The sequence below is a fragment of the Caballeronia sp. LjRoot31 genome (assembly GCF_964253885.1).
Classification (GTDB): Bacteria; Pseudomonadota; Gammaproteobacteria; order Burkholderiales; family Burkholderiaceae; genus Caballeronia.
On record NZ_CAXURX020000002.1, the window covers coordinates 699,023 to 721,979 of the forward strand.

Genomic DNA, 22,957 nt, shown 5'->3' on the forward strand with positions numbered 1-22,957 from the left:
GATGACTGACTTGACCCATCGCGGCCAGACGCTGTTGCAGGACCTGGACGGCTTCTCGATTGAAGTCGATGAAAAACGCGAGCGCGCCGACATCATTTTGCATCGTCCGCCGTTCAACGTCATTTCGATGCACGCACGCGACCAGTTACGCGCGGCGTTCGAAGCACTCGACGAAGATGACCGCGTGCGTGTGATCGTGGTTCGCGCCAACGGCGAGCATTTTTCGAGCGGCGGCGACATCAAGGGTTTCCTTGAAGCATCGCCGGAACATGTGTCGAAACTGGCGTGGAATATCGCGGCGCCCGCTCGCTGCTCGAAGCCGGTGATTGCGGCGAATCGCGGCTTCTGCTTCGGCGTGGGCTTCGAGTTGTCGCTCGCTTGCGACTTCCGCATTGTGACCGACACGACCTTCTACGCGCTGCCGGAGCAGAAGCTCGGCCAGATCCCGGGCTCGGGCGGATCGGCGCGCCTGCAGCAAATGGTGGGCATTGGCAGGACCAAGGACATTGTGATGCGTTCGCGCCGGATTCCCGGCAAGCAGGCGTATGAATGGGGCATCGCGGTGGAGTGCGTAGCTGATGCGCAGCTTGAAGCCACGACTGATTCACTCGTCGATGAACTGCGCGCGTTCTCCCCGCTCGCACAACGCACAGCCAAGAAGCTGCTCAATGACACGGAAGATGCACCGCTCTCGATCGCTATCGAACTTGAAGGGCATTCTTATAGCCGGCTGCGTACATCGGACGATTTTCGTGAAGGTGTGGAAGCATTCCATAGCAAACGCAAGCCGGTGTTTCGCGGTAGCTGAGAGTGGCGACGGTTGCATCGCACTATAAGCAACCGTCTTGCATGAGACCAGAGTGAGGCGCTAAAGCGCGAGCACCCGATGCTGAGCATGCAAGTCAGTTCCGATGCAGGCGTACAGCACCGGCATTCAATACACCCGACGATTTCTTAAACGCCAACGAGAGCACGACAGTTCGATGTGCCAAAAACACGGTGCCATTCGAGAGAGGGCACCGCGACCTTCAAGGAGATAACATGTCCGTAGCAGCACAGGAAAGCGCCGCCATGCCCGAAGTAAACACGCGACAGGTGATGGGCGCAGTCGTGGCCTCATGCCTGGGCTGGGCACTCGATCTATTCGATCTGTTCGTGCTGTTATATGTGGCTCCCGTGGTTGGCCGGCTGTTCTTTCCGTCCCAACATGCGATGCTTTCGCTGGCTGCGGTCTATGCGTCATTCGCCGTGACCCTGCTGATGCGCCCGCTCGGCTCCGCGTGGTTCGGTTCCTACGCGGACCGGCACGGCCGCAAGGGCGCGATGATTCTCGCGGTCGTTGGCGTGGGGATATCGACGGCTCTTTTCGGTATCCTGCCTACCGTTGCGCAAGTCGGCCTGGCAGCGCCAATCCTGTTCCTCGCACTGCGCCTGGTGCAGGGCGTGTTCGTGGGCGGCGTGGTAGCGTCCACGCATACCATCGGCACGGAATCCGTTGCGCCGAAGTATCGCGGCGCGGTGTCCGGGCTGATCGGCGGCGGCGGTGCGGGCCTGGGCGCCTTGCTCGCTTCTATCGTCTACCTGACCATGTCGTCGATCTTTCCGGGTGAGCTCTTCGACGTCTGGGGCTGGCGTTGCATGTTCTTCACCGGGATCATCAGTTCAGGGCTTGGGCTGTTCGTGTTCAATAGCCTCGAAGAGTCGCCGTTGTGGAAAAAGCTGGCGGAGGAGAAGGCCGCAAAGGCTGCGGCACGCGACATCTCCGCGTCGGTGGAAATCATCCGGTCGCCGATCAAGACACTGTTTTCGCGGGACTATCGCGGCATTCTGTTCGTCAACCTGCTGCTCACGATCGGTGGCGGCAGCGGTTATTACCTGACCTCGGGTTACCTGCCGACCTTCCTCAAAGTGGTCAGCCACGTGCCTAACGGCGCGGCCGCTGGCATCCTGATGATTGCGAGTGTGGGGGTACTCATCGCGTCGGTGGCGGCGGGGCACCTGAGCACGTTCATCGGCCGCAAGGGGGCGTTTATCTGGCTCGGACTGGTCCGCCTGGTCGCGCTGCCCGCGCTGTTCCTGCTGTTGCCCACCGCACAAAGCATCACGATGATCTGTGTCTATGCGGTCGTGTTGAGCGCACTCGGCAGCGCGGGGTACGCGCCTATCCTGATCTTCCTGAACGAGCGCTTCCCGACCGCCATCCGTGCAACCGGAACGGGGCTGTCCTGGAATATCGGCTTTGCGATCGGCGGCATGATGCCCACCGCTGTCTCGCTGGTGGCGAAGGACCCGGGCGAGTTGCCGATGACGCTGGCGATCTTCGTCGGCGTGATCAGCGTGATCTTTCTTGGCGGTGCGTTCATCGTGCCGGAGACACTGGGCAAGCTCGAGAATCGTTCGGCGCAGGTGGGCTGACGTTTTCGAGCCCGCCCCCGAATCAAGCGGATGTGGCGGTCGTGGTCACGCGACGGATGTTGTCGGTGATGATTTCGATGAGCGCGTTCGTCGCGGCGCCAATTGGCCGCTTCGGGTGACTCACGCACACGATATGCCGCACGATCCCCGGCGACGCAATGCGGTAAGCGCGCAGCAGACCCTCGTCCACTTTCCGCTGGACGACGACGCGCGGCAGGATGGTCGCCACGTTGCTCTGTTCGACGAACTGCACGATTGTATTCAGCAGATCGATTTCAAACTTCGGCTGGATGACTATATCCGCGTTGAGAAGCGCAGCATCCAGCACGCCGCGCAGGCCGTTGCGGCGGGTGGGCAGCACGAGTTCCAGATCACCGAGTTCAGCCAGGTCGATGGCCTCGGGCATCGGCCGTCCATGAGTGGCGCTGGTGACCAGCACCATCTCTTCGTCGAGCAAGGAACGCGTGTCGAGTGACAGGCGCCCGCGCGGCTTGTTGATGACCGCGGCATCCAGGCGCCCGGCCTCGACTGCATCGATCAATTGCGCGCTGAAGCCGTCCGCCACCGACACTTCCATTTGCGGAAACAGCGCGTTGAAGGTCGCGAGCGATTCAGGCAGCACGCTCTCCGCTTCGGACGACACCATGCCGAGCGCCACGCGTCCGGTGACGATCACGTCGCTGCGGCTCAGTTGCTCGCGGGCGTGTTCGATATCGCGAATGATCGGTACGTATAGCCGATACATCAGCCGCGCGGCTTCGGTCGGCGTCATGCCATGCGGTCCGCGCTCGAACAACGGCTGGTGAAGCTCTGCTTCAAGCTTCGATATCTGCATGCTGAGCGCCGGCTGCACAATGTTGAGCCGCTTCGCCGCACGCGTGACCGAGCCGTCTTCGAACAGCGCGATGAAATAGTGAATCTGCTTCAGGTCCATGAATGGCGGCGCGTTGTCCGTGCGATCCAAAGGACGAATGAAACCACAAGCATCTCTTCGGCGCCAGCGTGTTCTGGCTTTCAGGAAGGTTCCGTCCTGCTTTTTTCGGCAGGTGGCGCGGAACACTACTTGCTGCATTGCTCGGTTCCCCCAACGTCCAAACCAACGCCCATGAAGCCCTATATCGTTTGCCACATGATGTCTTCCGTCGATGGCCGCAGTCTCACCGACGGCTGGCATCTCGACTTTGCGTCCGATCTCTACGAGAACACGGCCGGCACCTTTGAAGCCGACGGCTGGATTTGCGGCCGCGTTACGATGCAGGAAATCGCCCACGGAGAGGGTTATCCGAAGGGCCTCGCGAAGCAGCCGGTTCCTCGCACGAATCACTTCGCCGAACGCGGCGCGGACCAGTACGCCATTTCCATCGACCCGAAGGGACTGGTTGAATGGAAATCGAATACCGCGTTGAAGTCGCACGTGGTTGAAGTGGTGACGGAACAGGTCTCCGACGACTTCCTCGCCTATCTTCAGTCGATTGGCGTGTCATACGTTTTCGGTGGCAAGACCGACATCGACCTGGCAGATGTAGTCAGTACGCTTGAACGCGAACTGGGTGTGAAGAAGCTGATCGTGGAAGGTGGCTCGCACGTGAGCGGTGCGTTTGTGAATGCCGGTCTGGTGGATGAAGTAAGCGTGCTGATCATGCCGCTCGTGGACGGCCGCAGCGAACATCCGTCCTCATTCGAGGTGGCGATGGACGCATGGAAAAGTCCCGCGTATCTGGCCCTTACATCAGTTGAGCAGGTCGCTCACGACGCCGTCTGGTTGCGTTATACGCGCAAGACGACCTGACGGGGAACGCTCCAAGCGGCGAGATTCGGGATTACCCCTATCGGCTATACTGGATTGCTTGTATATCGGATTTTTACGAAATATACTTCGTTTCATCGCGATTCTACTTAAGCCGTTTTTCCATGGATATCGACGCCATTCACAAGGCCCTGGCTAACCCGGTCCGCCGCGAGATTCTCGTGTGGCTCAAGGAGCCCGAAGCCTACTTCCCCGAGCAGGAGTTTCCGCTCGCGAATGGCGTGTGCGCCGGGCAGATCGACGCACGTTGCGATATGTCCCAATCCACGGTGTCGGCTCACCTGGCCACGCTTCACAAAGCGGGCCTGGTGACCTCCAGGCGGGTTGGGCAGTGGATATTTTTCAAGCGCGACGAAGCGGTCATTCAGGCGTTTCTCGATCAGCTTCGCAACGGCCTTTGACGCATTCAACTTGGTCCCCCGTGTTCTGGTTGCCGGATCTCATTCCACCCTATTTAGGAATACTTTCAAAATGCCAAATCTTTTCGACCCGCTCAAAGCCGGTGCCTTTAATCTTCGTAACCGCATCATCATGGCGCCGCTCACGCGTCAGCGCGCAGGTGTTGAACGTGTGCCCAACGCGTTGATGGCGCAGTACTATGCCGATCGTGCCGCAGCCGGCATGATCCTGAGCGAAGCGACGTCGGTTACGCCCCAAGGCGTGGGTTACGCCGAAACGCCGGGGATCTGGTCGGACGAGCAGGTTGAAGGCTGGAAGCTCGTGACGAAGGCGGTCCACGACGCAGGCGGCACGATCCTGCTGCAACTGTGGCACGTCGGCCGGATCTCGGACCCGATCTTCCTCAACGGTGACTTGCCGGTGGCGCCTAGCGCGATTGCGGCGCAAGGCCATGTGAGCCTGGTGCGTCCGCAGCGCGAATATGTGACGCCGCGCGCGCTCGAACTCGACGAGATCCAAGGGGTGGTCGCGGCGTTCCGCAAGGGTGCCGAGAACGCGAAGCTTGCCGGTTTCGACGGCGTTGAGGTGCACGGCGCGAACGGTTATCTGCTCGACCAGTTCCTGCAGGACAGCACGAACAAACGCACGGACATCTACGGCGGCCCGATTGAAAATCGCGCACGCCTGATGCTCGAAGTGGTCGACGCGTGTATTGAAGTGTGGGGCGCTGACCGGGTTGGCATGCATCTCGCACCACGCGCCGATTCGCACACCATGGGCGACAGCGATCGCGCCGCTACCTTCGGTTACGTGGCACGTGAGTTGGGCAAGCGCAAGATCGCTTTCATCGCAGCACGTGAACGCGTTGGCGAAGACTCGATCGGACCGCAGTTGAAGCGAGCCTTTGGCGGCATTTATATTGCCAACGAGAAGTTCACCAAGGAAAGCGCTCAGGCAGCGCTCGACCGGGGTGACGCCGACGCCGTCGCGTGGGGGCAGTTGTTCATCGCCAACCCGGATCTCGTGAAACGCTTCGAAAGTGACGCTGCGTTGAATGCGCCCATCCCCGAGACGTTCTATGCTCGCGGCACCGAAGGGTACACGGACTATCCGACGCTCGAAACGATGGACTAAGTGGACTAAGCGTTCCGGTTTTGGTGTACAGCAGCCGGTGGCTCCATAGGGAGTCACGGGCTGTTTTGTTTCCAGGCCCTCGCTCAGTTGCTCAGGCGAAACCTCAGGACAAGCAGGCCTTCAGATACCTTGACGTATAGCTGCTGGTTTTCCCCCGCTTCACTACGTCTTCCGGCGTGCCGCTGACCACCATCTTTCCGCCTTCCTCTCCTGCGCCCGGTCCCATGTCGATGACCCAGTCGCTTTGGGCCGCCACGCGCATGTCGTGCTCCACGACAATCACTGTGTTGCCCGCATCGACCAGACCCTGCAATTGAATCAACAAGCGGTCGCTGTCCGTGGAATGCAGTCCGGTCGTGGGTTCATCCAGGATGTAAAGGGTCTCGCCCCGCTGCGCTCGCTGAAGTTCGGTCGCCAGCTTGATCCGCTGCGCCTCGCCGCCGGACAGTTCAGTAGCCGGTTGGCCCAGGCGCAGATAACCCAGTCCAATGTCCTTTAGCACGGTGAGCGCGCGCATGATCTGCGGTTCTTCGACAAAGAACGCACATGCCGTGTCCACGGTCATCTGCAGCACGTCCGCAATGTTCTTTTCCTTCCATTCGATCTCCAGCGTTTCCGGGTTGTAGCGCGTTCCTGCGCACGTTGAACACGGTGCATATACGCTCGGCATGAACAGCAATTCGACACTCACGAAGCCCTCTCCCTCGCACGTCGGGCAGCGGCCCTTCGCAACGTTGAACGAGAACCGGCCCGCGTCATAGCGGCGCCGGCGCGCTGTGGGCGTCTCCGCAAACAATTTGCGCACGTGATCGAAGAGGCCGGTGTAGGTCGCGAGGTTCGAACGCGGCGTGCGCCCGATCGGCTTCTGATCGACCCGTACCAGTCGCCGGATTCGCTCCATCCCGGCCGTTATTTCGCCACCGGTCGGAATGTCCTCGACATCCAGCAACGGATCGCGCTCTTCATCCGTTTCTGCTGTGACCGGCCGGCCAAGCCGGTCCGCGACCAGTTCCGGCAGCGCCTGACTGACAAGGCTTGATTTGCCCGAGCCCGAGATACCCGTGACGGTCGTGAAGCAGCCGAGCGGAAAAGCGATCTCCAGGTCGTGCAAGTTGTTACGCGTCACCTTCTCAAGCCGCAACCAGGCGGTCGGCGTGCGTTTCGAACGCGGGGTTGGCCGGTAATCGCCAAACAGATGCAGCCGCGTTTGTGATTCCTCGATGTCCGCCAATCCCGCCGGTGGCCCGCTATATACGATCTGGCCGCCTGCCGCGCCCGCGGCCGGACCCACATCCACCAGCCAGTCCGCCCGGCGCATCATCTCCAGATCATGCTCGACCACGAACAGTGAATTGCCTGCGGCCTTCAGGCGCAGTAACGCGCTGAACAACGCTTCGCCGTCGGCGGGGTGAAGACCGGCGGAGGGTTCATCGAGGACATAGATCACGCCGAACAACTGGGATGCGAGCTGCGTCGCAAGCCGCAGCCGCTGCAACTCGCCCGACGATAAAGTCGGCGTGCCCCGATCCAGCGCCAGATAACCCAGGCCGAGATCGATCAGCGTGGTCAGGCGTTCGAGCAACTCGCTCGCAATCCGTTGCGCCGCAACCTGCTTCTCCCTGGATTGATTCGTAGTCCGTCTGATATCGGGAGAGGCCTTGTGTTCCGATCCGCCGGATGCGACCCGTTGTGCGACGGCTGCGCGCATCTCGTCTTTGCTCAATATTTCACCGGCGGATGCCGATATAGTTGCGCCCCCTGGCGCCTCACCGCGAGCAACAGGGCGCAATACATCGGCAACACGGGCAAGCGGCATCTGCGATAACTCGCCTATATCAAGTCCCGCGAATGTCACGGACAGCGCCTCGGGCTTCAATCGCTTGCCATGGCACGACGGACACGCGCTGCTCACCATGAAACGCGACACGCGCTTCTTCATCAATGCGCTTTGCGTATTGGCGAAGGTGTGCAGCACATATCGTCGCGCGCCTGTAAACGTGCCCTGGTAGCTCGGTTCCGCGTGGCGCTTGAGCGCCGCGCGCGTCTCTTTCGGCGTCATGCCGGCATACACGGGAACGGTCGGCGTCTCGTCCGTGAACAGGATCCAGTCGCGGTCTTTCTTCGGCAAGTCGCGCCACGGCGTATCGACATCAAACCCCAGCGTGACCAGGATGTCGCGCAGGTTCTGACCATGCCACGCCGGCGGCCACGCAGCGATTGCGCGCTCGCGGATAGTCAGCGAGTCGTCGGGGACCATCGATTGCTCGGTCACTTCATAGACACGCCCCAGACCGTGACACGTGGGACACGCCCCTTGTACCGTGTTCGGCGAGAAATCCTCGGCGAACAACATAGGTTGCTTCGCCGGGTAGGTACCGGTGCGCGAGTACAGCATGCGCACGAGGCTGGACAGTGTGGTCACGCTGCCCACCGACGAGCGTGCGTTGGGCGTACCGCGTTGCTGCTGCAGAGCGACAGCGGGCGGCAAGCCCTCGATGGAATCCACTTCCGGAACACCGACCTGATCGATGAGGCGACGCGCATAGGGCGCCACGGATTCGAAATAACGGCGCTGCGCTTCGGCATAGAGCGTGCCGAAGGCCAGCGACGACTTGCCCGAGCCCGAGACGCCGGTAAAGACGACGAGCGCGTCGCGCGGAATGTCGACATCGATGTTGCGCAGGTTGTGCTCGCGCGCGCCCCGCACCCGCACGAAGCCGGTCCGGGATGGATGGGGTGGTGTGTGTTCGGGCTTCTTGTTTCGAGTTGGCATGCGCTTGACGCTGTTGTGTGGTTCGGTTTGCCTGCACGGTAGCAAGGACGTGTCTGAATACGATGAAGCAGTCGCGCGACACCTGGCCTGGCGGATTGCAGACAGTTTAAGTGGCTTGCGAAATTGCTGTCGATCCGGCATTGGCATTGGGCGCACGGCGCGTGCCCGAATACTTGCGTTCTGATATCCGGGATATACCAGGGGTTTTCGGAAGGTTTTAAGCAACCCGATCAAATCGGCTAATTAGTCTGTTATGTTTCTGTTCAACACGTAATCTCCTTCATGCGCGAGTCTGTCCATCATTGCAATCGGTAATACGGTCGAATATCAGGCACGCTTGGGTATCAGCGCTTTAAACGCTGTTTGATTGCTTGCGCGCGATGGCCTTTGCCAGCAAAGGCCATCGCGCGCAAGCCCCACGAGAAAACATAAAGCGATTGCGTTTGAAGTTTTCTCCCCTAGACTATTAACTCGCAAGCCTGCGGACGGTATCTTGATTATTTCATTGCCCAAAATTATCGTGATCATAATGCATAAACAATCTGTGTATTGATTTGCGGAATTGTTGCGAAGTTCAGTTGAAAAGGAGTGGTGTAGTGCCCGGTTAATGAGCTGCAATCGGGCTGCAATCAAAGACGCAAAACCTGAAAATTCATTGCCGCTTTTCTCCCAAAGGGACTGACGTTTACCCGAGAACGTCGTTCTTTCAAGCAGTCGATCATTTCTGGAGGTGTTGGATGGCAAAATCTACAAAGGCGGGCTCGCAGGAACAATCCAAGATCGCGGCGCTCAGCCCGTTCGAACTCAAGGATGAATTGATCAAGGCCGCCGGCGGCGGCGCGGTCGAGCGTCCCGCCAACGCGGCCATGCTGAACGCAGGCCGGGGCAATCCGAACTTCCTCGCCACCATTCCGCGCCACGGCTTCTGGCAACTCGGCCTTTTTGCCATGCGCGAGTCGGAGCGATCGTTCGCGCACATGCCTGAAGGGTTGGGCGGCTTTCCGAAACACGAAGGACTGGAAGAGCGCTTTGAAATTTTTGCACGCGACAACAAAGGCGTTGCCGGCATCGACTTCCTGCGCGGCGTGCTGTCATATGTGCGCGACCAGCTTGGTCTTGACGGCGGCGAGTTCCTGTACGAAATGTGCGAGGGGATTCTCGCGTCGAATTATCCGGTGCCGGACCGGATGCTGAAGTTGTCGGAGGTGATTGTTGCGCAGTATCTGAAGAAAGAAATGATCGGCAAACACCCGTTCGTTGGCGACTTCGATATCTTCGCGACCGAAGGCGGCACCGCCGCCATGACCTACATCTTCAACACGATGCGCGAGAATCACCTGATCAAACCAGGCGACACCATCGCGCTAGGCTCGCCCATCTTCACGCCGTACATAGAAATCCCGACGCTTAACGATTACCAGTTGAACGTGGTCAACCTGGACGCCGATGTGGAACTCGGCTGGCAATATTCGAAGAAGGAACTCGACAAGCTGCGCGATCCGAAGGTGAAGGCGTTCTTCCTCGTGAATCCGAGCAATCCGCCTTCCGTCAAGATGGATACCGAGAGCCTGGAGTACATCGCGGAGATCGTGAAAGAGCGGCCGGACCTGATTCTGCTGACCGACGACGTATACGGCACCTTCGCCGACGACTTCGTCTCGCTGTTCGCGCTGTGTCCGAAGAACACCATCCTCGTGTATTCGTATTCGAAGTACTTCGGTGCGACTGGCTGGCGGCTCGGCACGATCGCCATGCATCGCGAGAACGTGATCGACGAACTGATCCGCAAGTTGCCAAAGGAGCAGCGCAAGGAATTGCATGAGCGTTATGAGTCGATCACCACTGAACCGGAGAACCTGAAGTTCATCGACCGCCTGGTGGCCGACAGCCGTACCGTCGCGCTGAACCACACCGCAGGGCTCTCCACGCCGCAGCAGGTGCAGATGGTGCTGTTCTCGCTCTTCGCGCTGATGGATACGCCTGAGGCTTACAAGAACGCGCTCAAGCGCCTGATTCGCGGCCGCAAAGAGGCGTTGTACAGGGAGATAGGGATTTCGTTTGACGACAGCGATGTAAACCAGGTCGATTACTACACCATCATCGACCTCGAATTCCTTGGCAATCGTGCCTATGGGCCGGAGTTCGTCACGTGGCTCTTCGAGAACACCGAGCCCTCCGAGCTGCTGTTCCGGCTCGCGAAGGAGGCACGCGTCGTGCTGTTGCCGGGACGCGGCTTCGGCACGCAACACCCATCGGGCCGCGTGTCGCTCGCCAACCTCAACGAGAGTGACTACAAGGCAATCGGCCGCGCGATGCGCAAGCTGATGGTGGAGTATGTCGAGCGCTATAACGCCGCAACGGGCAAGTCGCTCGATAAGAACAAGGTGCTTTGAGGCAGCAACGGCGCTTCGAGAGAAGCGTCTGAACGAGCGTCAAACGAAAAACGGGCCGCTGGGGGAAAAGTAACCCCAGTGGCCCGTTTTGTCGTCAAATGCCTGCTTTAGAACTTGTGGCGAATACCCACGCGTGCAGCGATCTGCTCGTTCGTACCTTTGCCCGACGACGTTCCGAAGTAGCTGGTGCTCGAACCGATCTCCGCTTGCACAGGTGTGCCGGCATTCGAACCCGACGCGTGTTGATAGATACCCAGCACGTAGACGTCGGTACGCTTGCTCAGTGCGTAGTCCACGCTTGCATCGACCTGTTGCCACTTGCCTGTCGCCGCATCGGTGAGCTTCATGTACGTGTAGCCGAGGCCGCCGGTAAGGGCCGGCGTGAATGCATACTTGCCGCCGATTTCATAGACGTTGAACTTCGACGTCGCGCCCGTGATGGACTCAAAGCGCGTGTTGGTCCAGAGGCCGAACACCGTTGCAGCAGCAAACTTGTAGCTGGCGCCAATACCGAACGTGCGCAGATCCTTCGAACCACCTGTCGGGACGTTCGCAATGCTGGTGCTGAACGTCGGCGTCGCTGAACCCGGGTAGTGGATGTCCGTGTAAGCTGCGCCGACACTGAACGGGCCGGTCGCGTAGTTCGCCCCGAAGCTATAAGCGCGCGACGAACCTTGCGTCGTCGTGGTTGGCGAACCCGCGAATGCGCCAGCCTGGTTCGAGAAGCCGTACAAACCGCCAAACGTCACGCCGTGGAAGTTGGCGCTGCTGAACTTGATCGCGTTGTTGATACGGCTCGACGTGAGCTGGTCGACGTCGTTGATGTGGTACGCATAGTTGCCTGCAACCGTCTGGCCGCCGATGGAATACGAACCGCCGAGGTAATCGGTCGAGAACGAGTATTGCCGGCCGAGGGTCACCGAGCCGACATCCGACTTCGAAATCCCGACGAACGCTTGCCGGCCGAATTCCGCGCCGCCCTGGCCGAGCGTGCCGTTGCCGCTGTTGAAGCCATTCTCCAACGTGAAGATCGCCTTCAGGCCACCGCCCAGGTCTTCAGCGCCGCGCAGGCCCCAACGGCTACCTTGTGCCACGCCATCGTCATACTTGAAATTCTTCGAGCTGCCGTTGCCGACGGCGCTGTGGTTCACATAGCTGATACCGGCGTCAACAAGGCCGTACAGCGTGACGCTGCTTTGAGCCTGAGCGGAAGTGGCCGATGCAGCGAATGCCGCCATTGCAGCAGTGGCGAGCAGTGTTTTACGGTTCAAAACGTTCTCCCTAAGCGTGGGTGTGAGTAAGTGACGTGAGTAAGTGACGCAACTAATCGGTTCAAGTAACTGATGCAAACAAGTGATGCACGGCATCGGACTCTGACGGTCCGTAGCTCGCGACGGGCGGACTTTATCGAATGAATATGTAAGGTATATGACAGTTGTTTTTAAGCTACGGCCAGAGAAAAAATACTTCCGGCAAGCCTCTGGACCGGTTATTTGGCGAGCACTTAGCCGACAAATCAGCCAACGAATCGACCCATGCAAAGCTGCTCGTCGAGCGGCTTGGTCCGGTATCGAAAGAGGGCGCGAAAGCGCGCTTTCGCCAGTCGTTGCGCTATGCTGGCGGCTCATCTTCAAACCAGGGACAAAGCGATGACCGAGAGCGTGATTGCGGAACTGGAAGGGCGCTTGCGGGACGCCATGCTCGCATCGGACGTGGATGTGCTGGATACGCTGCTCGCCGACGACCTCACGTTCGTCGACGCAACAGGCAAGGTGTGGAGCAAGGCTGACGACCTGAACGCGCATCGCTACGGGATACAGCGGATCGAGCGGCTGGAGATCAAGGAACAGACAGTGCGCGTGTACGACAAGAGCGCCGTGACGCTCACGCATGCGGCGCTAAGCGGCCAATTCGGCGGCGTGCCGCTCTCGGCCAATCTTTGCTACACGCGCATGTGGGTGGAGACGGAGTGCGGCTGGCGGATCGCCGCCGCTCACTGCAGCGTGCTAGCTTTTTAAGGCTGGCCCGGCGCTTGCCGACACAGCACGCGGCTTGGCCAGTTGCTCCTCCACTACCGCCTGAATCACAGCGCTTGCGGGCTGTGCCCCGACGGCTGCCGGGATCATCGAGCTGGCCGGCCGCGACTCATCCACGGCGGTGCGCCCGCCGTCCGCAAAGAACGTTTGTTCGGCGGCCTTATTCAAAACCAGGATGCTGATGCGCCGGTTAGTGGGTTCGTCGGCGACTGCCTTGTTGAGCGGCAATACATTGGCTAGTCCGCGCACTTGCAGGATCTTGCCTTCGTTCATGCCGCCGGCGATCAGCGCGCGGCGTGCGGCGTTCGCCCGTTCGCTCGATAACTCCCAGTTCGAATAACCTGCTTCACCGCCCGAGTAAGGCACGGCGTCCGTGTGTCCGGCGATCGACACGCGGTTGTCCACGTCGTTGAGCGAGGCGCCGATCTGCGAGAGGATGGTCACCACGTACGATTCCAGCTTCGCGCTGCCTGAGGGGAACATAGGCCGCTTGAGTGAATCGACGATCTCTATGCGTAATCCTTCGCTTGTGATGTCAATACGAATCTGATCCTTGTACGCGGCCAGTGCGGGCGTGTGTTCGATCAACGCGCTGAGTTTCTGCTTGAGTTGCTGCAAGCGCTGCGCGTCGTCCTTGGCTGCGGCAACCGCAGTCGCGCTCGCGCTCTCGGCCGCACGTTGGGCCGCCGTCGGCAACGGCTGAGGCTGGCTCTTGGTTGCCTCTCCCGGACGCGAACTGGAGAGATCGCGTCCACCGCCTTCGATCACGCTCGTGCGTGCGGCGCCGCTGCCGTCCTTGCCGCCGAAGACCGCTGAAAGCGGCGTGTTGAAATAGTCTTCAATACCCTGCTTGTCGTACTTCGAGGTCGAGCCGAGCAGCCACATGAGCAGGAAGAACGCCATCATGGCCGTCACGAAATCCGCGTAGGCGATCTTCCATGCACCGCCATGATGGCCAGCATGCCTGGACTTCCTCTTGCGTCGCACTACGACGGTCGGCGCCAGCACCGATTGCATGGGCTCGCGGGAGGGGATGTCAGCCATGAGCGAACCTCTTGGTGATCTGCGTGGTGCGGCTAATGTGCGCCGGGCAGGACAGGCTCGTCACGCCGACTTCGGTTGCTTGGTGGCGCGCACGGCGTCGTCGAGTTCCTTGAAGGTCGGACGATCCGCGGTGAACAGCACCTTGCGCCCGAACTCGACGGCAATCGCCGGTGCGTAGCCGTTCATCGACGCGAGCAGCACCGACTTCACGCACTGGAACGGCTTGGCTTCGGCCTGTCCTTTTGCCGCCAGCAGATCGGCCAGTGGCCCAAAGAAACCATACGAAAGCAGGATGCCGAGGAACGTGCCGACCAGCGCGCCCGCGATCATTTCGCCGAGTATCGCGGGCGCGGCGCCCACTGAGCCCATGGTATGCACGACACCCATCACGGCCGCGACAATGCCGAACGCGGGCAGGCCGTCGGCCATCTTCTGGATTGCGTCGGCTGCCAGCGATGTTTCCGCGTGATGCGTCTCGAGTTCTTCGTCCATCAGGTCCTGCATCTCGAGCGCGTTGATGTTGCCGCTCGACATCATGCGCAGGTAGTCGACAATGAATTCCAGCAGATTGTGATCGTTCAGCACGTGCTCGTATTTCTTGAACGTCGGACTGTTTTGCGGCGCTTCCACGTCGGCTTCGAGCGCCATCATGCCTTCCTTGCGCGCCTTCTGAAGCAGCTCGTACAGCAGTGCGATGAGCTGCACGTACTTTTCCTTCGAGTAGCCTCCCGCTTTGAACGCGCTGGGGAGGACCTTGATGGTCTTCTTGAGCGTCGTAACCGGATTCGATACGACGAACGCACCCATTGCCCCGCCGAAGATGCACAACAGCTCGAAGGGCTGGAACAGTGCGACCAGATGGCCGCCTACGCCTACAAAACTGCCGATCACCGACCCGATGACGACGACCCAGCCAATAACGACGAACATGCTCTCTCCGCTTGATTTTTTATGCTTCGTTTGAATGAAGCTGTCCTAGACCTTAACGGCAAGCGGGCCAGCAGATTTAGGGTAGAGCGGAGGTATCTTTTTCCTGATGTCGGAGGAGCACGGCAAAAAGGTCTGCCTACGTAGTGGTCGGAACAGCTTTGTCTAATCTTCAGATGATTGCGTTCGACGGACAACCAGGATCGCTGCGCGCCTTGGTTCATCGTCATTTTTTGAACCTGCGTCGCGCTGGATGCCCAATAGATAACAGGGACGAACAGGGTGCGGAACGTTTTATGCGTGCTTGGCCCGATACCCATTTACTACAGGCGAACCCTAGCGATGATTCAAACTTTCGAGCAAACCATCGACGGCAAGTCGGTGCAGTTCTGTGCAAGCATCGCAGACGGCGGCAGTCCGCAGCGCGTCATCATCAGCCGGGCGGATTCGGCGAAGTCATTGGTCATTGTCGAGGCGTCGGGGATCATTGGCGCGATCAAAGCAGAAGTCGAAGCGCCGGAAACGTTTGTCGCCGAAGCCGTGCGCAAGGCGCAGCAGGAAGGGCTTATCGAGCGAGCGCTCGCATCGGGCGAAATCCTGACGACGACCCTTTAATTTGTACAGCATCGGCCAAAAAAAAATGCCCGCCTGCCTGAACGCAGGCGGGTATTTCTTTGGCTGTTCCGCAGTTGCAAAATCAAAGACGCGGCGTACCGTTGTTCGGATCTGCAGGAACCACTGGCGTGGCGGAATCCGGACCATCGGGTGAGTCGGGATCGTCCGGGGGCGGTGGTGAATCGGGGTCGAGCAGTTCGTCGGGATCGGGTTCGATCGGCAAGTAGGTCGGGTCCGGCGGCGGCGTGGACATGTCCAGTTCCTCATTAGCGGCCTGCGGACCGCGCGTTGCACGACAAGTGCATAAAGAAGCATATGCCACACCAGACGCAACGAGCGTTCCCGGCGTGGTTCATTCGCCCTTAGCGTGCAGGCATCATGCTCAGTGGCGAGTTCCTGCGCCACATTTAACCGATACCGTCTCAGTCGCTTTATCTTCCTTGGCGCGCTTGCTCTCGACCACCCGCCATGCAAGGACTGCAGCGAATAAAAGCAACGCCACCGATACCCCCGCCGACACCCTTACGCCCATCACGATCTGCGCGCTTTCCGCCATAACGGAATGACTCGCCAGCGCGCCGAATGCGGCGACGCCTATTGCGCCAGCCGCTTGCCGCGCCGTATTCAGAACCGCCGACGCCGTGCCAGCCCGATCGGGCGCAACCGAGCCCAATACGGCGGTTGTCATCGCGGGGACGGCGAGTCCCATGCCCGTCGGAATCAGCAAGAAGGGCAACAGCAATGCAACCACGGGCGTAGACGCGTTGACGAAAAGGAGCGCGGCAAAACCAGTTGCATCGATCAATGCGCCAACGATCATCGGCAAGCGCGAGCCGAAGCGCGCGACGACCACACCACTCGCAAGATTCGACAACAGGAACCCCCCGGTGAGCGGCAGGAACGCGAGCCCGGCTTCCAAAGGCGTATGGCCAAGCACGCGCTGCAGGTACAGGCTCAGCACGAACACCATGCCGTAATACGTGAGGTTCACGCAAATGCCAAACATTGTGGCCGAATTAAACGTCGAGTCCCGAAACAGCGCAGGCGGCAGCATGGGCGCTGACGCGCGCCGCTCGACCAGCACAAGTCCCACGGCCGCGAGAAGCGCCACGGCAATGCCGCCGATCACCAGCGGGTGCGTCAGCCCCAACGGCCGGAGCTCGATCATCGCGCCGACGAAGGCGGTCAGCGCAACGGTCGCGAGCACTTGCCCGGGCAAATCGATATCGTGCGCTTGCTGCTCGGGCTTTTTATCGGCGATCCACACGTAGGTCGCCGCGATGCCTGCTGCGCATAACGGCACGTTGACCCAGAAAATGCTGCGCCAGCCGAACGCGGCGATCAACAGGCCGCCCACGATCGGCCCGGCGGCAATCGCCACTGCGCCCGCTGCCGTCCACAAGCCCACGGCACGCGCCCGCAGGCCGCCGTCGTGACCGCAAGCCTGGTTGAGCAGCACCAGGGAGTTGGGCAGCATCGCGGCCGCGCCTATGCCCTGCAATGCGCGTGCAGCGACCAGTTGAGTCGCGTCCGTTGCAAAGCCGCAAGCGGCGGAAGCCACCCCGAACAGCATCAGGCCCGCGACGAACAAGCGTCGTGCGCCGAAACGGTCGCCGAGCACGCCTGCCGAGAGCATCAGCGCGGCGAAGGCGAGCGCGTAGGCGTCGACGGTCCACTGCAAGCCCGCCACGCTCGCGTGCAGGTCGCCTCCGATGCTCGCAAGCGCCACATTGACGATGGTGACATCGAGTTGAGAGACCACGAAACCCATGCTGGCCGTGGTGACGATCAGCGCCTGGCGTGTGCTCAGCCCGGTGCGCGAGGAGATAAGGTTCGAGTTCATGGAGACCAGCTTATCGACCCGGAGCGTCCGACGTTTCCGTGATTCGTGAAATATGCATGCACGACTTTTCGGGAGCCGTGCGCGCCCTTGTGCGTCCGCTTAAAACACCTGAAATGGCTTCCGGGCAACATTTGTTCGAAAGTGTCTGACGCCGTTACGTGTCGGCACAAACAGTGACTTCGCGAGACATATTGAAAGCATTTGTGACGATCCGGCGACCGAGATTAAGAGTTTTCCGATGGATCAACCCGGTACCGCTCTGCAGAATTCGCGCGTCTAAAGCGGTCTCGTGGAGCCTCATGAGGCCCTCTTTGGTGTCTTCAATAACGTTATTTCAGTACGTCCCGAAGTCACCGTTTGCAGGTTCACGGGTCTCGCCATCATGCGCATCGCAATTCTTCAATCCGATCCACAGCACCGCTTCGTCGTCGGCGGAATCATCGAACGGCTCAACCATGTCTGCATTCCGTTCAGCGACGGTTTGTCGATGTCGAAAGCGCTGTCCCGGTCCACGGTCGACATGCTGATCCTCGACTGGCATTCCAGCGGCTTGTCCGGGCTCGACCTGCTGAAGTCGATGCGCTCGGGCATCGGTGAGCGCGTGCCGGTCATGTTCGTCTCGGTGGATGGCGGCGAGAGCAACGTGGTGCGTGCGCTGACCGCGGGCGCCGACGACTTCGTCACGCATCCCGTGCGTTCCGCCGAGTTCGGGGCACGCGTACAAGCGCTGCTGCGGCGGGCGTATCCGGCGAACACTGCCGCTATCACGGAACTGGGCCCGTATCGCTTCGATTCGCGCCAGCAGAGCGTCACCGTACGGGGTCAACCGGTGCAATTGAGCGGCACGCAATTCCGGCTGGCGTTGCTGTTTTTCTCGAACATCGGGCGGGTGTTGTCGCGCGATCACATCTTCGCGATGGTCTGGGGGCGCGAGTTTCGCGAGTCCACGCGGACCATCGACAGCCACGTGTCACGCTTGAGGCTCGCGCTGATGATCGAGCCGATCAATCACTTCCGCTTGCAGCCTGTGTACAAGAGCGGCTATAGGCTGTTGCATCTTTACGGTGACACCGTCGATGAAACGCTCATGCATGAGGAAGCCACTGCTTGCACTGCGTGATACATGCGTGGTGTCTGAAAATGAACAAGCCGTCGCAGGACGGCTTGTTTTTGTGTACCTGATGCCTCGGCCCATCAAATGGACCAGATAGTTAATTTATCGATGTCCACCGAGAACCGATGTGTTGTGCCGGTCTTCAGGCGAGCGTCATCGCTGGGAATATCGAACGTCACACCGCAGACTTTCAGCCGTGCATAACGGTCTCCACGCCGTAGTTCGATACCTTCGACCGTACCCTGGAACTTACCTTCGTCACCTTCCTCAGACGGCATGATCGCAAGCGCGGGCAGTCGCCACATCACAGTTTGTCCCACGGGGATCGCGCTATTACCCGCAATGTCCAGGCGTAACTCGCCACCCAGTTCGACCGTGTTTGCTTCAAGCATGCGTCCTTGCCCGACATTGTGAAGCCCAAGCAATTCCGCCACGCGCATTGAAGCGGGGCGTTCGAAGACATCGCTCACCGGTCCCGCCTGAAGCACACGGCCGTGCTCGATCAGCAATACTTCGTCGGCGAGCAGCGCAGCTTCATCGGGATCATGAGTGACGATCACCGTGACCGCCGATATCTCACGCTGCAGTGCCCGCAACGATTGCTGCAGACGGCGCCGCCGCGGGGTGTCGAGTGCGGCGAAGGGTTCGTCGAAGAGCAGTAACTGGCTATGCTGCGTGAGTGCACGAGCAAGCGCCACGCGCTGACGCTGACCGAATGAAAGTTCACGCGGCAAGCGGTTAAGCAGCGTTGAAAGACCCAGTTGATCGACCCATTGGCGTGCGCTCGCCGCATCCGCATTCAGCGGGAACGCCAGTTGTCGCGCGACCGTCATGTGCGGGAACAGACCGTAGTCCTGCGGCATATAACCGATCCTGCGCTCTTCCGGTGACAGGGCATGGAGAGGACTTCCACCCAGCGTCACGGTAGCCGTCTGTCCGTCTTCAAGCCCCGCGATCAGGCGCAACGTCAGCGACTTGCCCGACCCCGACGTGCCAATAATGGCAAGACGCCGTGTCTGCGGCGCCCATTCGATGTCGAGATCGAAGCTGCCAAGACGCTTTTTCAACACGATGCTCAGGCGGCGGTCATCTTCATCTCGGACCGGATGTGCGGGGACGCTGTCGTCGGCCTCATCGCCATTGACGAGTTCCGGGCTCAACGAAGCGCGCCCTTTGCGGCTGTAGATGGACAACGCTGCACACGCAATGGCAATGGCCAGCGTAGGCAACAGCAAGGGCATCATGGCCGGCAAGCCCTGGCCGCCGAACACCACATACGTATAAACCGGCAGCGAGTACGGGTGATACGCGACCATGACGGTCGCACCGAATTCGCCGAATGCGCGCAGCCACGCCAGCGCCAGTCCGGCGCTGATTGCAGGCCATGCAACCGGCAGCGTGACGCGAAAGAAGCGGCTGCCGGCACGATGTCCCAGCGTGGCGGCCACGTCCTCGAACATGGGGTCGACGGCCGCGAACGCGGAGCGCGCCGCGATGATCAGGAACGGCGCCGCGACAAACGTTTCAGCCAGCACGATGCCGGTGAACGAATCGGTCAGTGCGCCGCCGGTCAGTTGTCCGACCCAGCTATAGGGGCCGAGAAGAAACAGCAGCAAGACGCCGCTGGTGAGCGGCGGCAAGGCGAGCGGCAATTGCACGACAAAGCCCAGCAACGCCGCCTTGCGCGAATTTGACCGGGCGAGCAGGTAACCCAGCGGCACGCCGCCCAGCAAGATGACGAGCGACGCCACGCTCGCGCTGCCCGCCGATACCGCCACCGCCGACAGCGTACTGGTCCAGTCGACCCCGTGCCAGTCCGCTGCGCCGACCTGCGGGATGCTCGCGAGGAAGGGCGCGCATAAGTAGACTGCGAGCAGCGCTGCAAGCCACAGCAGTGGACGCGCAGCGGTGCGTTTCATCGAGTCGCGTCGATCACAGCCTGGAGGGACGGCGGCATGGCCTGGGCGTTACCGGTGATCGCGGGTTTGATGACGTCGACACCGTGTTCCTTAAGCAACTCGCGGCCCTTCTCGCTGAGCAGGAAGTCGACAAAGCGCGTGGCGCCCGCCGAGTTCGGCGCGTCACCGAGAATGGTCAGCGTATAGCTCGCCTTGGCTTGCAATTCGGGTGCGGGACGCAGCGACGGAATCTTCAGGTCGGAGGTCTCGGTGGAATAGAAGAAGCCCGCGTCGAGTTGTCCGGATTGCAAGCGACCGACCAGGGTTTCTTCAGGCAGGACCTGATCGGGATTATCGGCTGCGCCCAGCGTCTTTTCGACCAGATCCGGCTGGTGATAAAGCTCGGCGGCCTTGTTCACCATCTCGACGGTGAACGCGCCCTTCGGGTCCAGTTTGGGATCGGTCCGGCCGATCCGAATACCCGGCTCCTGCAAGACCTTGTCCCAGCGCTTGGTCTTGAAGTCGGCGGCAAATTTGCTGCGCGGGTTATAGCCGATCATCAGTGGCGATTCGGCGAATGTGACATACCACGTCACGTGGTCGCCGTTGGCCGCACCCATCAAGCTCGTGTTGACCTTCGGGCTCGCGCTGATGAACACGTCGCCGCGACGCAGTTTGCCCTTGATCTCGTTGGCGATCTTGTTCGAACCCGCCGCATAGCCCTGGAAATGCAGGCCGGTTTCCTTTTCAAAAGCGGGGCCGACACTGCGCTCCATCAAATTGACGAGCGACCCGGCATACAACACGTTTACGGCGTTTTCATCCGCCACGGCGGCATGGCTCAAGAGCGCGCTGGCCATGACCGCAACCGACACCATCACCTTACGGATCATTTGATTCTCCACGTTGATAAAGGGCGTAATAAAGGGCGCTATATTACGCCGAGACTTAACTTGTTCGCTAACTTCATCGACAGACATGGACATGTTTTGCGCGGCGATTCGTCCCAAGCGGGGCGGCGTGGTGCGGTTACACTTGTGGCCTGCAATGCAGATGACCATAGCAACATGTGCGTCCTGAGATCCGGGTGATCCACGCCTTCGAAGGACGCCGCAACCGGAGATGAATATGCGAACAAGTGCCCGAAATCAATTTGTCGGTGAAGTGGTGGACGTCAAGCATGGCGCGGTCAATGACGAGATCTTGCTGCGCGCCAATGACGGTCTGGAGATTGTCGCGGTGATCACGCATGGCAGCGCAGCATCGCTTGGACTGGCCGCCGGCAAGGCTGCGTTCGCGCTGGTCAAGGCATCGTCCGTCATTGTGATGGTCGATGTGGCGGATAGCCAGGTATCGGCGAGGAACCGCTTTGCCGGGACGGTGTCGGCCGTGACCACGGGCGCCGTGAACAGCGAAGTCATTATTACTGTCGCGGGCGGCGCGCAAATTGCCGCTATTGTCACGAACGAAAGCGCGCAACGGCTGGCGCTCGCCAACGGGAAAGCGGCCACGGCGATCTTCAAGGCGTCGAGCGTGATTATCGGCGTGGATGACTAACCTTCTCGCTAATCCGTGCTGCGTCAGTTCAATGGAATAACCCGCAGGGTACTGGCGCTGTCAGCGGATTTCGGCCGGTCTATGACGTACAACATGTGATGCGCCGGGTCGATAGCGACGCCGCGCGCATCCTCGAAATCGTTTGCGATGACGGCAACCGATTCATCGGGGCTTATCCGGCAAACCGCCGTCGAATTGCATTTTGTATAGAGCGTGCCGTTTGAATCGATGGTCAACAGGTCGGGTCCGTTGATCTTGATCACCTTTGTGCTCAGGCCGCCGCCTTGAGCATGGTTGATCAGTCTGGACAGGCTGGTCTTCAGGATCATGTTGTCAGTCTGATCCGATATAAAAACGGTGTCGCCTTGTACGGCTATGCCGACGGGCTTGGCCAATCCAGTCAACAGGTTGTGTTCGGACGCGGTGTGGGTTGAGACATCGTAAGTAATCAGGCTGAGGCCGCCCGTTGCCGGGCTATTGCCGTTCTTGACGAACCAGGTTGAGAGTATTTTTCCCGTACCAATTGCCGCAAGTCCCAGTCTTCGCCGCATTGGATCGGTGCCGGACAGGGGCGAGACGGACTTGTTTGCTTCAATGTCGAACACGGCGCCTGCTGTGCCGAATCCGAATCGTCCGACCAGTAGCGAACCGGTATCCGCGATGCTCACCTGGCTTAGCGCATTTCCTTGTCCGGTGACCACGGGAATGGCGGCAAACGGTTTGAATGTCTTGCCGTCGGCCGATGAAAGCACGCTATTGGTCTTATCGTCAGTGATGAAGATCGTGCCATCGGCTGGGCGGATCGCAATGCCATTTGCCCGTGCATCCAGGGTGACGCGTTGTGGCGCACTTACGATTTGCGCCGAGCTGCAACCGGATAGCGCGATGACCGCAGCGGCGGTCAGGGTACTTGCGAGCGTTAGGACGTAGCGGGTGAGACGCTGGGACATCGTATTTTCCTTGGCCTGTGCGTGGGTCTGAGGCCATCAATATATCGCTTTA

Annotated in this window: 20 protein-coding genes; 10 read left to right on the forward strand and 10 right to left on the reverse strand. The window is 60.1% G+C overall.

Going from position 1 to position 22,957, the window contains the following annotated elements:
- The first annotated feature begins 1 nt into the window (after nucleotide 1).
- Together ACSQ8V_RS21545 and ACSQ8V_RS21550 are read left to right on the forward strand one after the other, a co-directional pair.
- Entirely contained in the window at nucleotides 2-808 is an 807-nt protein-coding gene (locus ACSQ8V_RS21545) for an enoyl-CoA hydratase/isomerase family protein (RefSeq protein WP_436207092.1), read from the forward strand.
- Nucleotides 809-1,041: 233 nt separating this feature from the next.
- The gene (locus ACSQ8V_RS21550; protein WP_436207093.1) at nucleotides 1,042-2,415 is read left to right on the forward strand and encodes an MFS transporter; all 1,374 of its coding nucleotides are present in this window, start codon (nucleotides 1,042-1,044) and stop codon (nucleotides 2,413-2,415) included.
- A gap of 22 nt (nucleotides 2,416-2,437) precedes the next feature.
- Here ACSQ8V_RS21550 and ACSQ8V_RS21555 read toward each other — a convergent pair whose 3' ends face one another.
- On the reverse strand, nucleotides 2,438-3,349 hold the full coding sequence (locus ACSQ8V_RS21555) for a LysR family transcriptional regulator (RefSeq protein ID WP_436207094.1): 912 nt from the start codon (nucleotides 3,347-3,349) through the stop codon (nucleotides 2,438-2,440).
- Nucleotides 3,350-3,520: 171 nt separating this feature from the next.
- Between ACSQ8V_RS21555 and ACSQ8V_RS21560 the strand changes: the two genes are divergently transcribed.
- The 3 genes from ACSQ8V_RS21560 (at nucleotide 3,521) to ACSQ8V_RS21570 (ending at nucleotide 5,755) form a co-directional block, all read left to right on the forward strand.
- Entirely contained in the window at nucleotides 3,521-4,204 is a 684-nt protein-coding gene (locus ACSQ8V_RS21560; protein ID WP_436207095.1) for a dihydrofolate reductase family protein, read from the forward strand.
- Nucleotides 4,205-4,326: 122 nt separating this feature from the next.
- The gene (locus ACSQ8V_RS21565; RefSeq protein WP_213761926.1) at nucleotides 4,327-4,623 is read left to right on the forward strand and encodes an ArsR/SmtB family transcription factor; all 297 of its coding nucleotides are present in this window, start codon (nucleotides 4,327-4,329) and stop codon (nucleotides 4,621-4,623) included.
- Between the two features lie 70 nt (nucleotides 4,624-4,693).
- Nucleotides 4,694-5,755, forward strand: a complete 1,062-nt coding sequence (locus tag ACSQ8V_RS21570; RefSeq protein ID WP_436207096.1) for an alkene reductase — start codon at nucleotides 4,694-4,696, stop codon at nucleotides 5,753-5,755.
- Between the two features lie 103 nt (nucleotides 5,756-5,858).
- On the opposite strand, the gene ACSQ8V_RS21575 is transcribed toward ACSQ8V_RS21570, so the two are convergent.
- Complete coding sequence (locus ACSQ8V_RS21575; protein ID WP_436207097.1) at nucleotides 5,859-8,528, reverse strand: excinuclease ABC subunit A; 2,670 nt, start codon at nucleotides 8,526-8,528, stop codon at nucleotides 5,859-5,861.
- A gap of 737 nt (nucleotides 8,529-9,265) precedes the next feature.
- On the opposite strand from ACSQ8V_RS21575, the gene ACSQ8V_RS21580 reads away from it, so the two are divergent.
- The gene (locus ACSQ8V_RS21580; RefSeq protein ID WP_213761929.1) at nucleotides 9,266-10,921 is read left to right on the forward strand and encodes a bifunctional aspartate transaminase/aspartate 4-decarboxylase; all 1,656 of its coding nucleotides are present in this window, start codon (nucleotides 9,266-9,268) and stop codon (nucleotides 10,919-10,921) included.
- A gap of 107 nt (nucleotides 10,922-11,028) precedes the next feature.
- Here the strand turns inward: ACSQ8V_RS21580 and ACSQ8V_RS21585 are convergent, their stop codons facing one another.
- The gene (locus tag ACSQ8V_RS21585) at nucleotides 11,029-12,192 is read right to left on the reverse strand and encodes a porin (RefSeq protein ID WP_436207098.1); all 1,164 of its coding nucleotides are present in this window, start codon (nucleotides 12,190-12,192) and stop codon (nucleotides 11,029-11,031) included.
- A gap of 378 nt (nucleotides 12,193-12,570) precedes the next feature.
- Between ACSQ8V_RS21585 and ACSQ8V_RS21590 the strand changes: the two genes are divergently transcribed.
- Entirely contained in the window at nucleotides 12,571-12,939 is a 369-nt protein-coding gene (locus ACSQ8V_RS21590; protein WP_436183557.1) for a nuclear transport factor 2 family protein, read from the forward strand.
- Here the strand turns inward: ACSQ8V_RS21590 and motB are convergent.
- Together motB and motA are read right to left on the reverse strand one after the other, a co-directional pair.
- Entirely contained in the window at nucleotides 12,928-14,001 is a 1,074-nt protein-coding gene (motB, locus tag ACSQ8V_RS21595; RefSeq protein WP_436207099.1) for a flagellar motor protein MotB, read from the reverse strand. The genes ACSQ8V_RS21590 and motB overlap by 12 nt on opposite strands.
- A gap of 60 nt (nucleotides 14,002-14,061) precedes the next feature.
- Complete coding sequence (gene motA / locus ACSQ8V_RS21600) at nucleotides 14,062-14,931, reverse strand: flagellar motor stator protein MotA (protein ID WP_436207100.1); 870 nt, start codon at nucleotides 14,929-14,931, stop codon at nucleotides 14,062-14,064.
- Nucleotides 14,932-15,270: 339 nt separating this feature from the next.
- On the opposite strand from motA, the gene ACSQ8V_RS21605 reads away from it, so the two are divergent.
- A complete protein-coding gene (locus tag ACSQ8V_RS21605; protein WP_158936157.1) occupies nucleotides 15,271-15,543 on the forward strand; it encodes a hypothetical protein in 273 nt (90 codons plus the stop codon).
- 82 nt (nucleotides 15,544-15,625) lie between these two features.
- Here the strand turns inward: ACSQ8V_RS21605 and ACSQ8V_RS21610 are convergent, their stop codons facing one another.
- The gene (locus tag ACSQ8V_RS21610; RefSeq protein ID WP_213762302.1) at nucleotides 15,626-15,796 is read right to left on the reverse strand and encodes a hypothetical protein; all 171 of its coding nucleotides are present in this window, start codon (nucleotides 15,794-15,796) and stop codon (nucleotides 15,626-15,628) included.
- 129 nt (nucleotides 15,797-15,925) lie between these two features.
- Nucleotides 15,926-17,386, reverse strand: coding sequence for an MFS transporter (locus ACSQ8V_RS21615; protein WP_436207101.1), 1,461 nt, complete (start codon nucleotides 17,384-17,386; stop codon nucleotides 15,926-15,928).
- 382 nt (nucleotides 17,387-17,768) lie between these two features.
- On the opposite strand from ACSQ8V_RS21615, the gene ACSQ8V_RS21620 reads away from it, so the two are divergent.
- Complete coding sequence (locus ACSQ8V_RS21620; protein WP_436207102.1) at nucleotides 17,769-18,506, forward strand: response regulator transcription factor; 738 nt, start codon at nucleotides 17,769-17,771, stop codon at nucleotides 18,504-18,506.
- A gap of 74 nt (nucleotides 18,507-18,580) precedes the next feature.
- Here ACSQ8V_RS21620 and ACSQ8V_RS21625 read toward each other — a convergent pair whose 3' ends face one another.
- Nucleotides 18,581-20,419, reverse strand: coding sequence for an ABC transporter ATP-binding protein/permease (locus ACSQ8V_RS21625; RefSeq protein ID WP_436207103.1), 1,839 nt, complete (start codon nucleotides 20,417-20,419; stop codon nucleotides 18,581-18,583).
- The gene (locus tag ACSQ8V_RS21630) at nucleotides 20,416-21,291 is read right to left on the reverse strand and encodes an extracellular solute-binding protein (RefSeq protein ID WP_213761993.1); all 876 of its coding nucleotides are present in this window, start codon (nucleotides 21,289-21,291) and stop codon (nucleotides 20,416-20,418) included. The genes ACSQ8V_RS21625 and ACSQ8V_RS21630 overlap by 4 nt, the downstream gene beginning before the upstream one ends.
- Before the next feature lie 235 nt (nucleotides 21,292-21,526).
- On the opposite strand from ACSQ8V_RS21630, the gene ACSQ8V_RS21635 reads away from it, so the two are divergent.
- A complete protein-coding gene (locus ACSQ8V_RS21635; protein ID WP_436183642.1) occupies nucleotides 21,527-21,955 on the forward strand; it encodes a TOBE domain-containing protein in 429 nt (142 codons plus the stop codon).
- A gap of 23 nt (nucleotides 21,956-21,978) precedes the next feature.
- Here the strand turns inward: ACSQ8V_RS21635 and ACSQ8V_RS21640 are convergent, their stop codons facing one another.
- Complete coding sequence (locus ACSQ8V_RS21640) at nucleotides 21,979-22,905, reverse strand: hypothetical protein (protein ID WP_436207104.1); 927 nt, start codon at nucleotides 22,903-22,905, stop codon at nucleotides 21,979-21,981.
- Nucleotides 22,906-22,957: the final 52 nt, after the last annotated feature.

What these genes read in the sequence shown, in the direction of transcription:
- ACSQ8V_RS21635 (WP_436183642.1), top strand. Translation starts at nt 21,527, where the DNA reads ATGCGAACAAGTGCCCGAAATCAATTTGTCGGTGAAGTGGTGGACGTC.
- ACSQ8V_RS21545 (WP_436207092.1), top strand. Translation starts at nt 2, where the DNA reads ATGACTGACTTGACCCATCGCGGCCAGACGCTGTTGCAGGACCTGGAC.
- ACSQ8V_RS21575 (WP_436207097.1), bottom strand. Translation starts at nt 8,528, where the DNA reads ATGCCAACTCGAAACAAGAAGCCCGAACACACACCACCCCATCCATCC.
- ACSQ8V_RS21580 (WP_213761929.1), top strand. Translation starts at nt 9,266, where the DNA reads ATGGCAAAATCTACAAAGGCGGGCTCGCAGGAACAATCCAAGATCGCG.
- motB (WP_436207099.1), bottom strand. Translation starts at nt 14,001, where the DNA reads ATGGCTGACATCCCCTCCCGCGAGCCCATGCAATCGGTGCTGGCGCCG.
- ACSQ8V_RS21570 (WP_436207096.1), top strand. Translation starts at nt 4,694, where the DNA reads ATGCCAAATCTTTTCGACCCGCTCAAAGCCGGTGCCTTTAATCTTCGT.
- ACSQ8V_RS21550 (WP_436207093.1), top strand. Translation starts at nt 1,042, where the DNA reads ATGTCCGTAGCAGCACAGGAAAGCGCCGCCATGCCCGAAGTAAACACG.
- ACSQ8V_RS21625 (WP_436207103.1), bottom strand. Translation starts at nt 20,419, where the DNA reads ATGAAACGCACCGCTGCGCGTCCACTGCTGTGGCTTGCAGCGCTGCTC.
- ACSQ8V_RS21630 (WP_213761993.1), bottom strand. Translation starts at nt 21,291, where the DNA reads ATGATCCGTAAGGTGATGGTGTCGGTTGCGGTCATGGCCAGCGCGCTC.
- ACSQ8V_RS21565 (WP_213761926.1), top strand. Translation starts at nt 4,327, where the DNA reads ATGGATATCGACGCCATTCACAAGGCCCTGGCTAACCCGGTCCGCCGC.
- ACSQ8V_RS21610 (WP_213762302.1), bottom strand. Translation starts at nt 15,796, where the DNA reads ATGTCCACGCCGCCGCCGGACCCGACCTACTTGCCGATCGAACCCGAT.
- ACSQ8V_RS21640 (WP_436207104.1), bottom strand. Translation starts at nt 22,905, where the DNA reads ATGTCCCAGCGTCTCACCCGCTACGTCCTAACGCTCGCAAGTACCCTG.
- ACSQ8V_RS21605 (WP_158936157.1), top strand. Translation starts at nt 15,271, where the DNA reads ATGATTCAAACTTTCGAGCAAACCATCGACGGCAAGTCGGTGCAGTTC.
- ACSQ8V_RS21560 (WP_436207095.1), top strand. Translation starts at nt 3,521, where the DNA reads ATGAAGCCCTATATCGTTTGCCACATGATGTCTTCCGTCGATGGCCGC.
- ACSQ8V_RS21615 (WP_436207101.1), bottom strand. Translation starts at nt 17,386, where the DNA reads ATGAACTCGAACCTTATCTCCTCGCGCACCGGGCTGAGCACACGCCAG.
- ACSQ8V_RS21620 (WP_436207102.1), top strand. Translation starts at nt 17,769, where the DNA reads ATGCGCATCGCAATTCTTCAATCCGATCCACAGCACCGCTTCGTCGTC.
- ACSQ8V_RS21555 (WP_436207094.1), bottom strand. Translation starts at nt 3,349, where the DNA reads ATGGACCTGAAGCAGATTCACTATTTCATCGCGCTGTTCGAAGACGGC.
- ACSQ8V_RS21590 (WP_436183557.1), top strand. Translation starts at nt 12,571, where the DNA reads ATGACCGAGAGCGTGATTGCGGAACTGGAAGGGCGCTTGCGGGACGCC.
- motA (WP_436207100.1), bottom strand. Translation starts at nt 14,931, where the DNA reads ATGTTCGTCGTTATTGGCTGGGTCGTCGTCATCGGGTCGGTGATCGGC.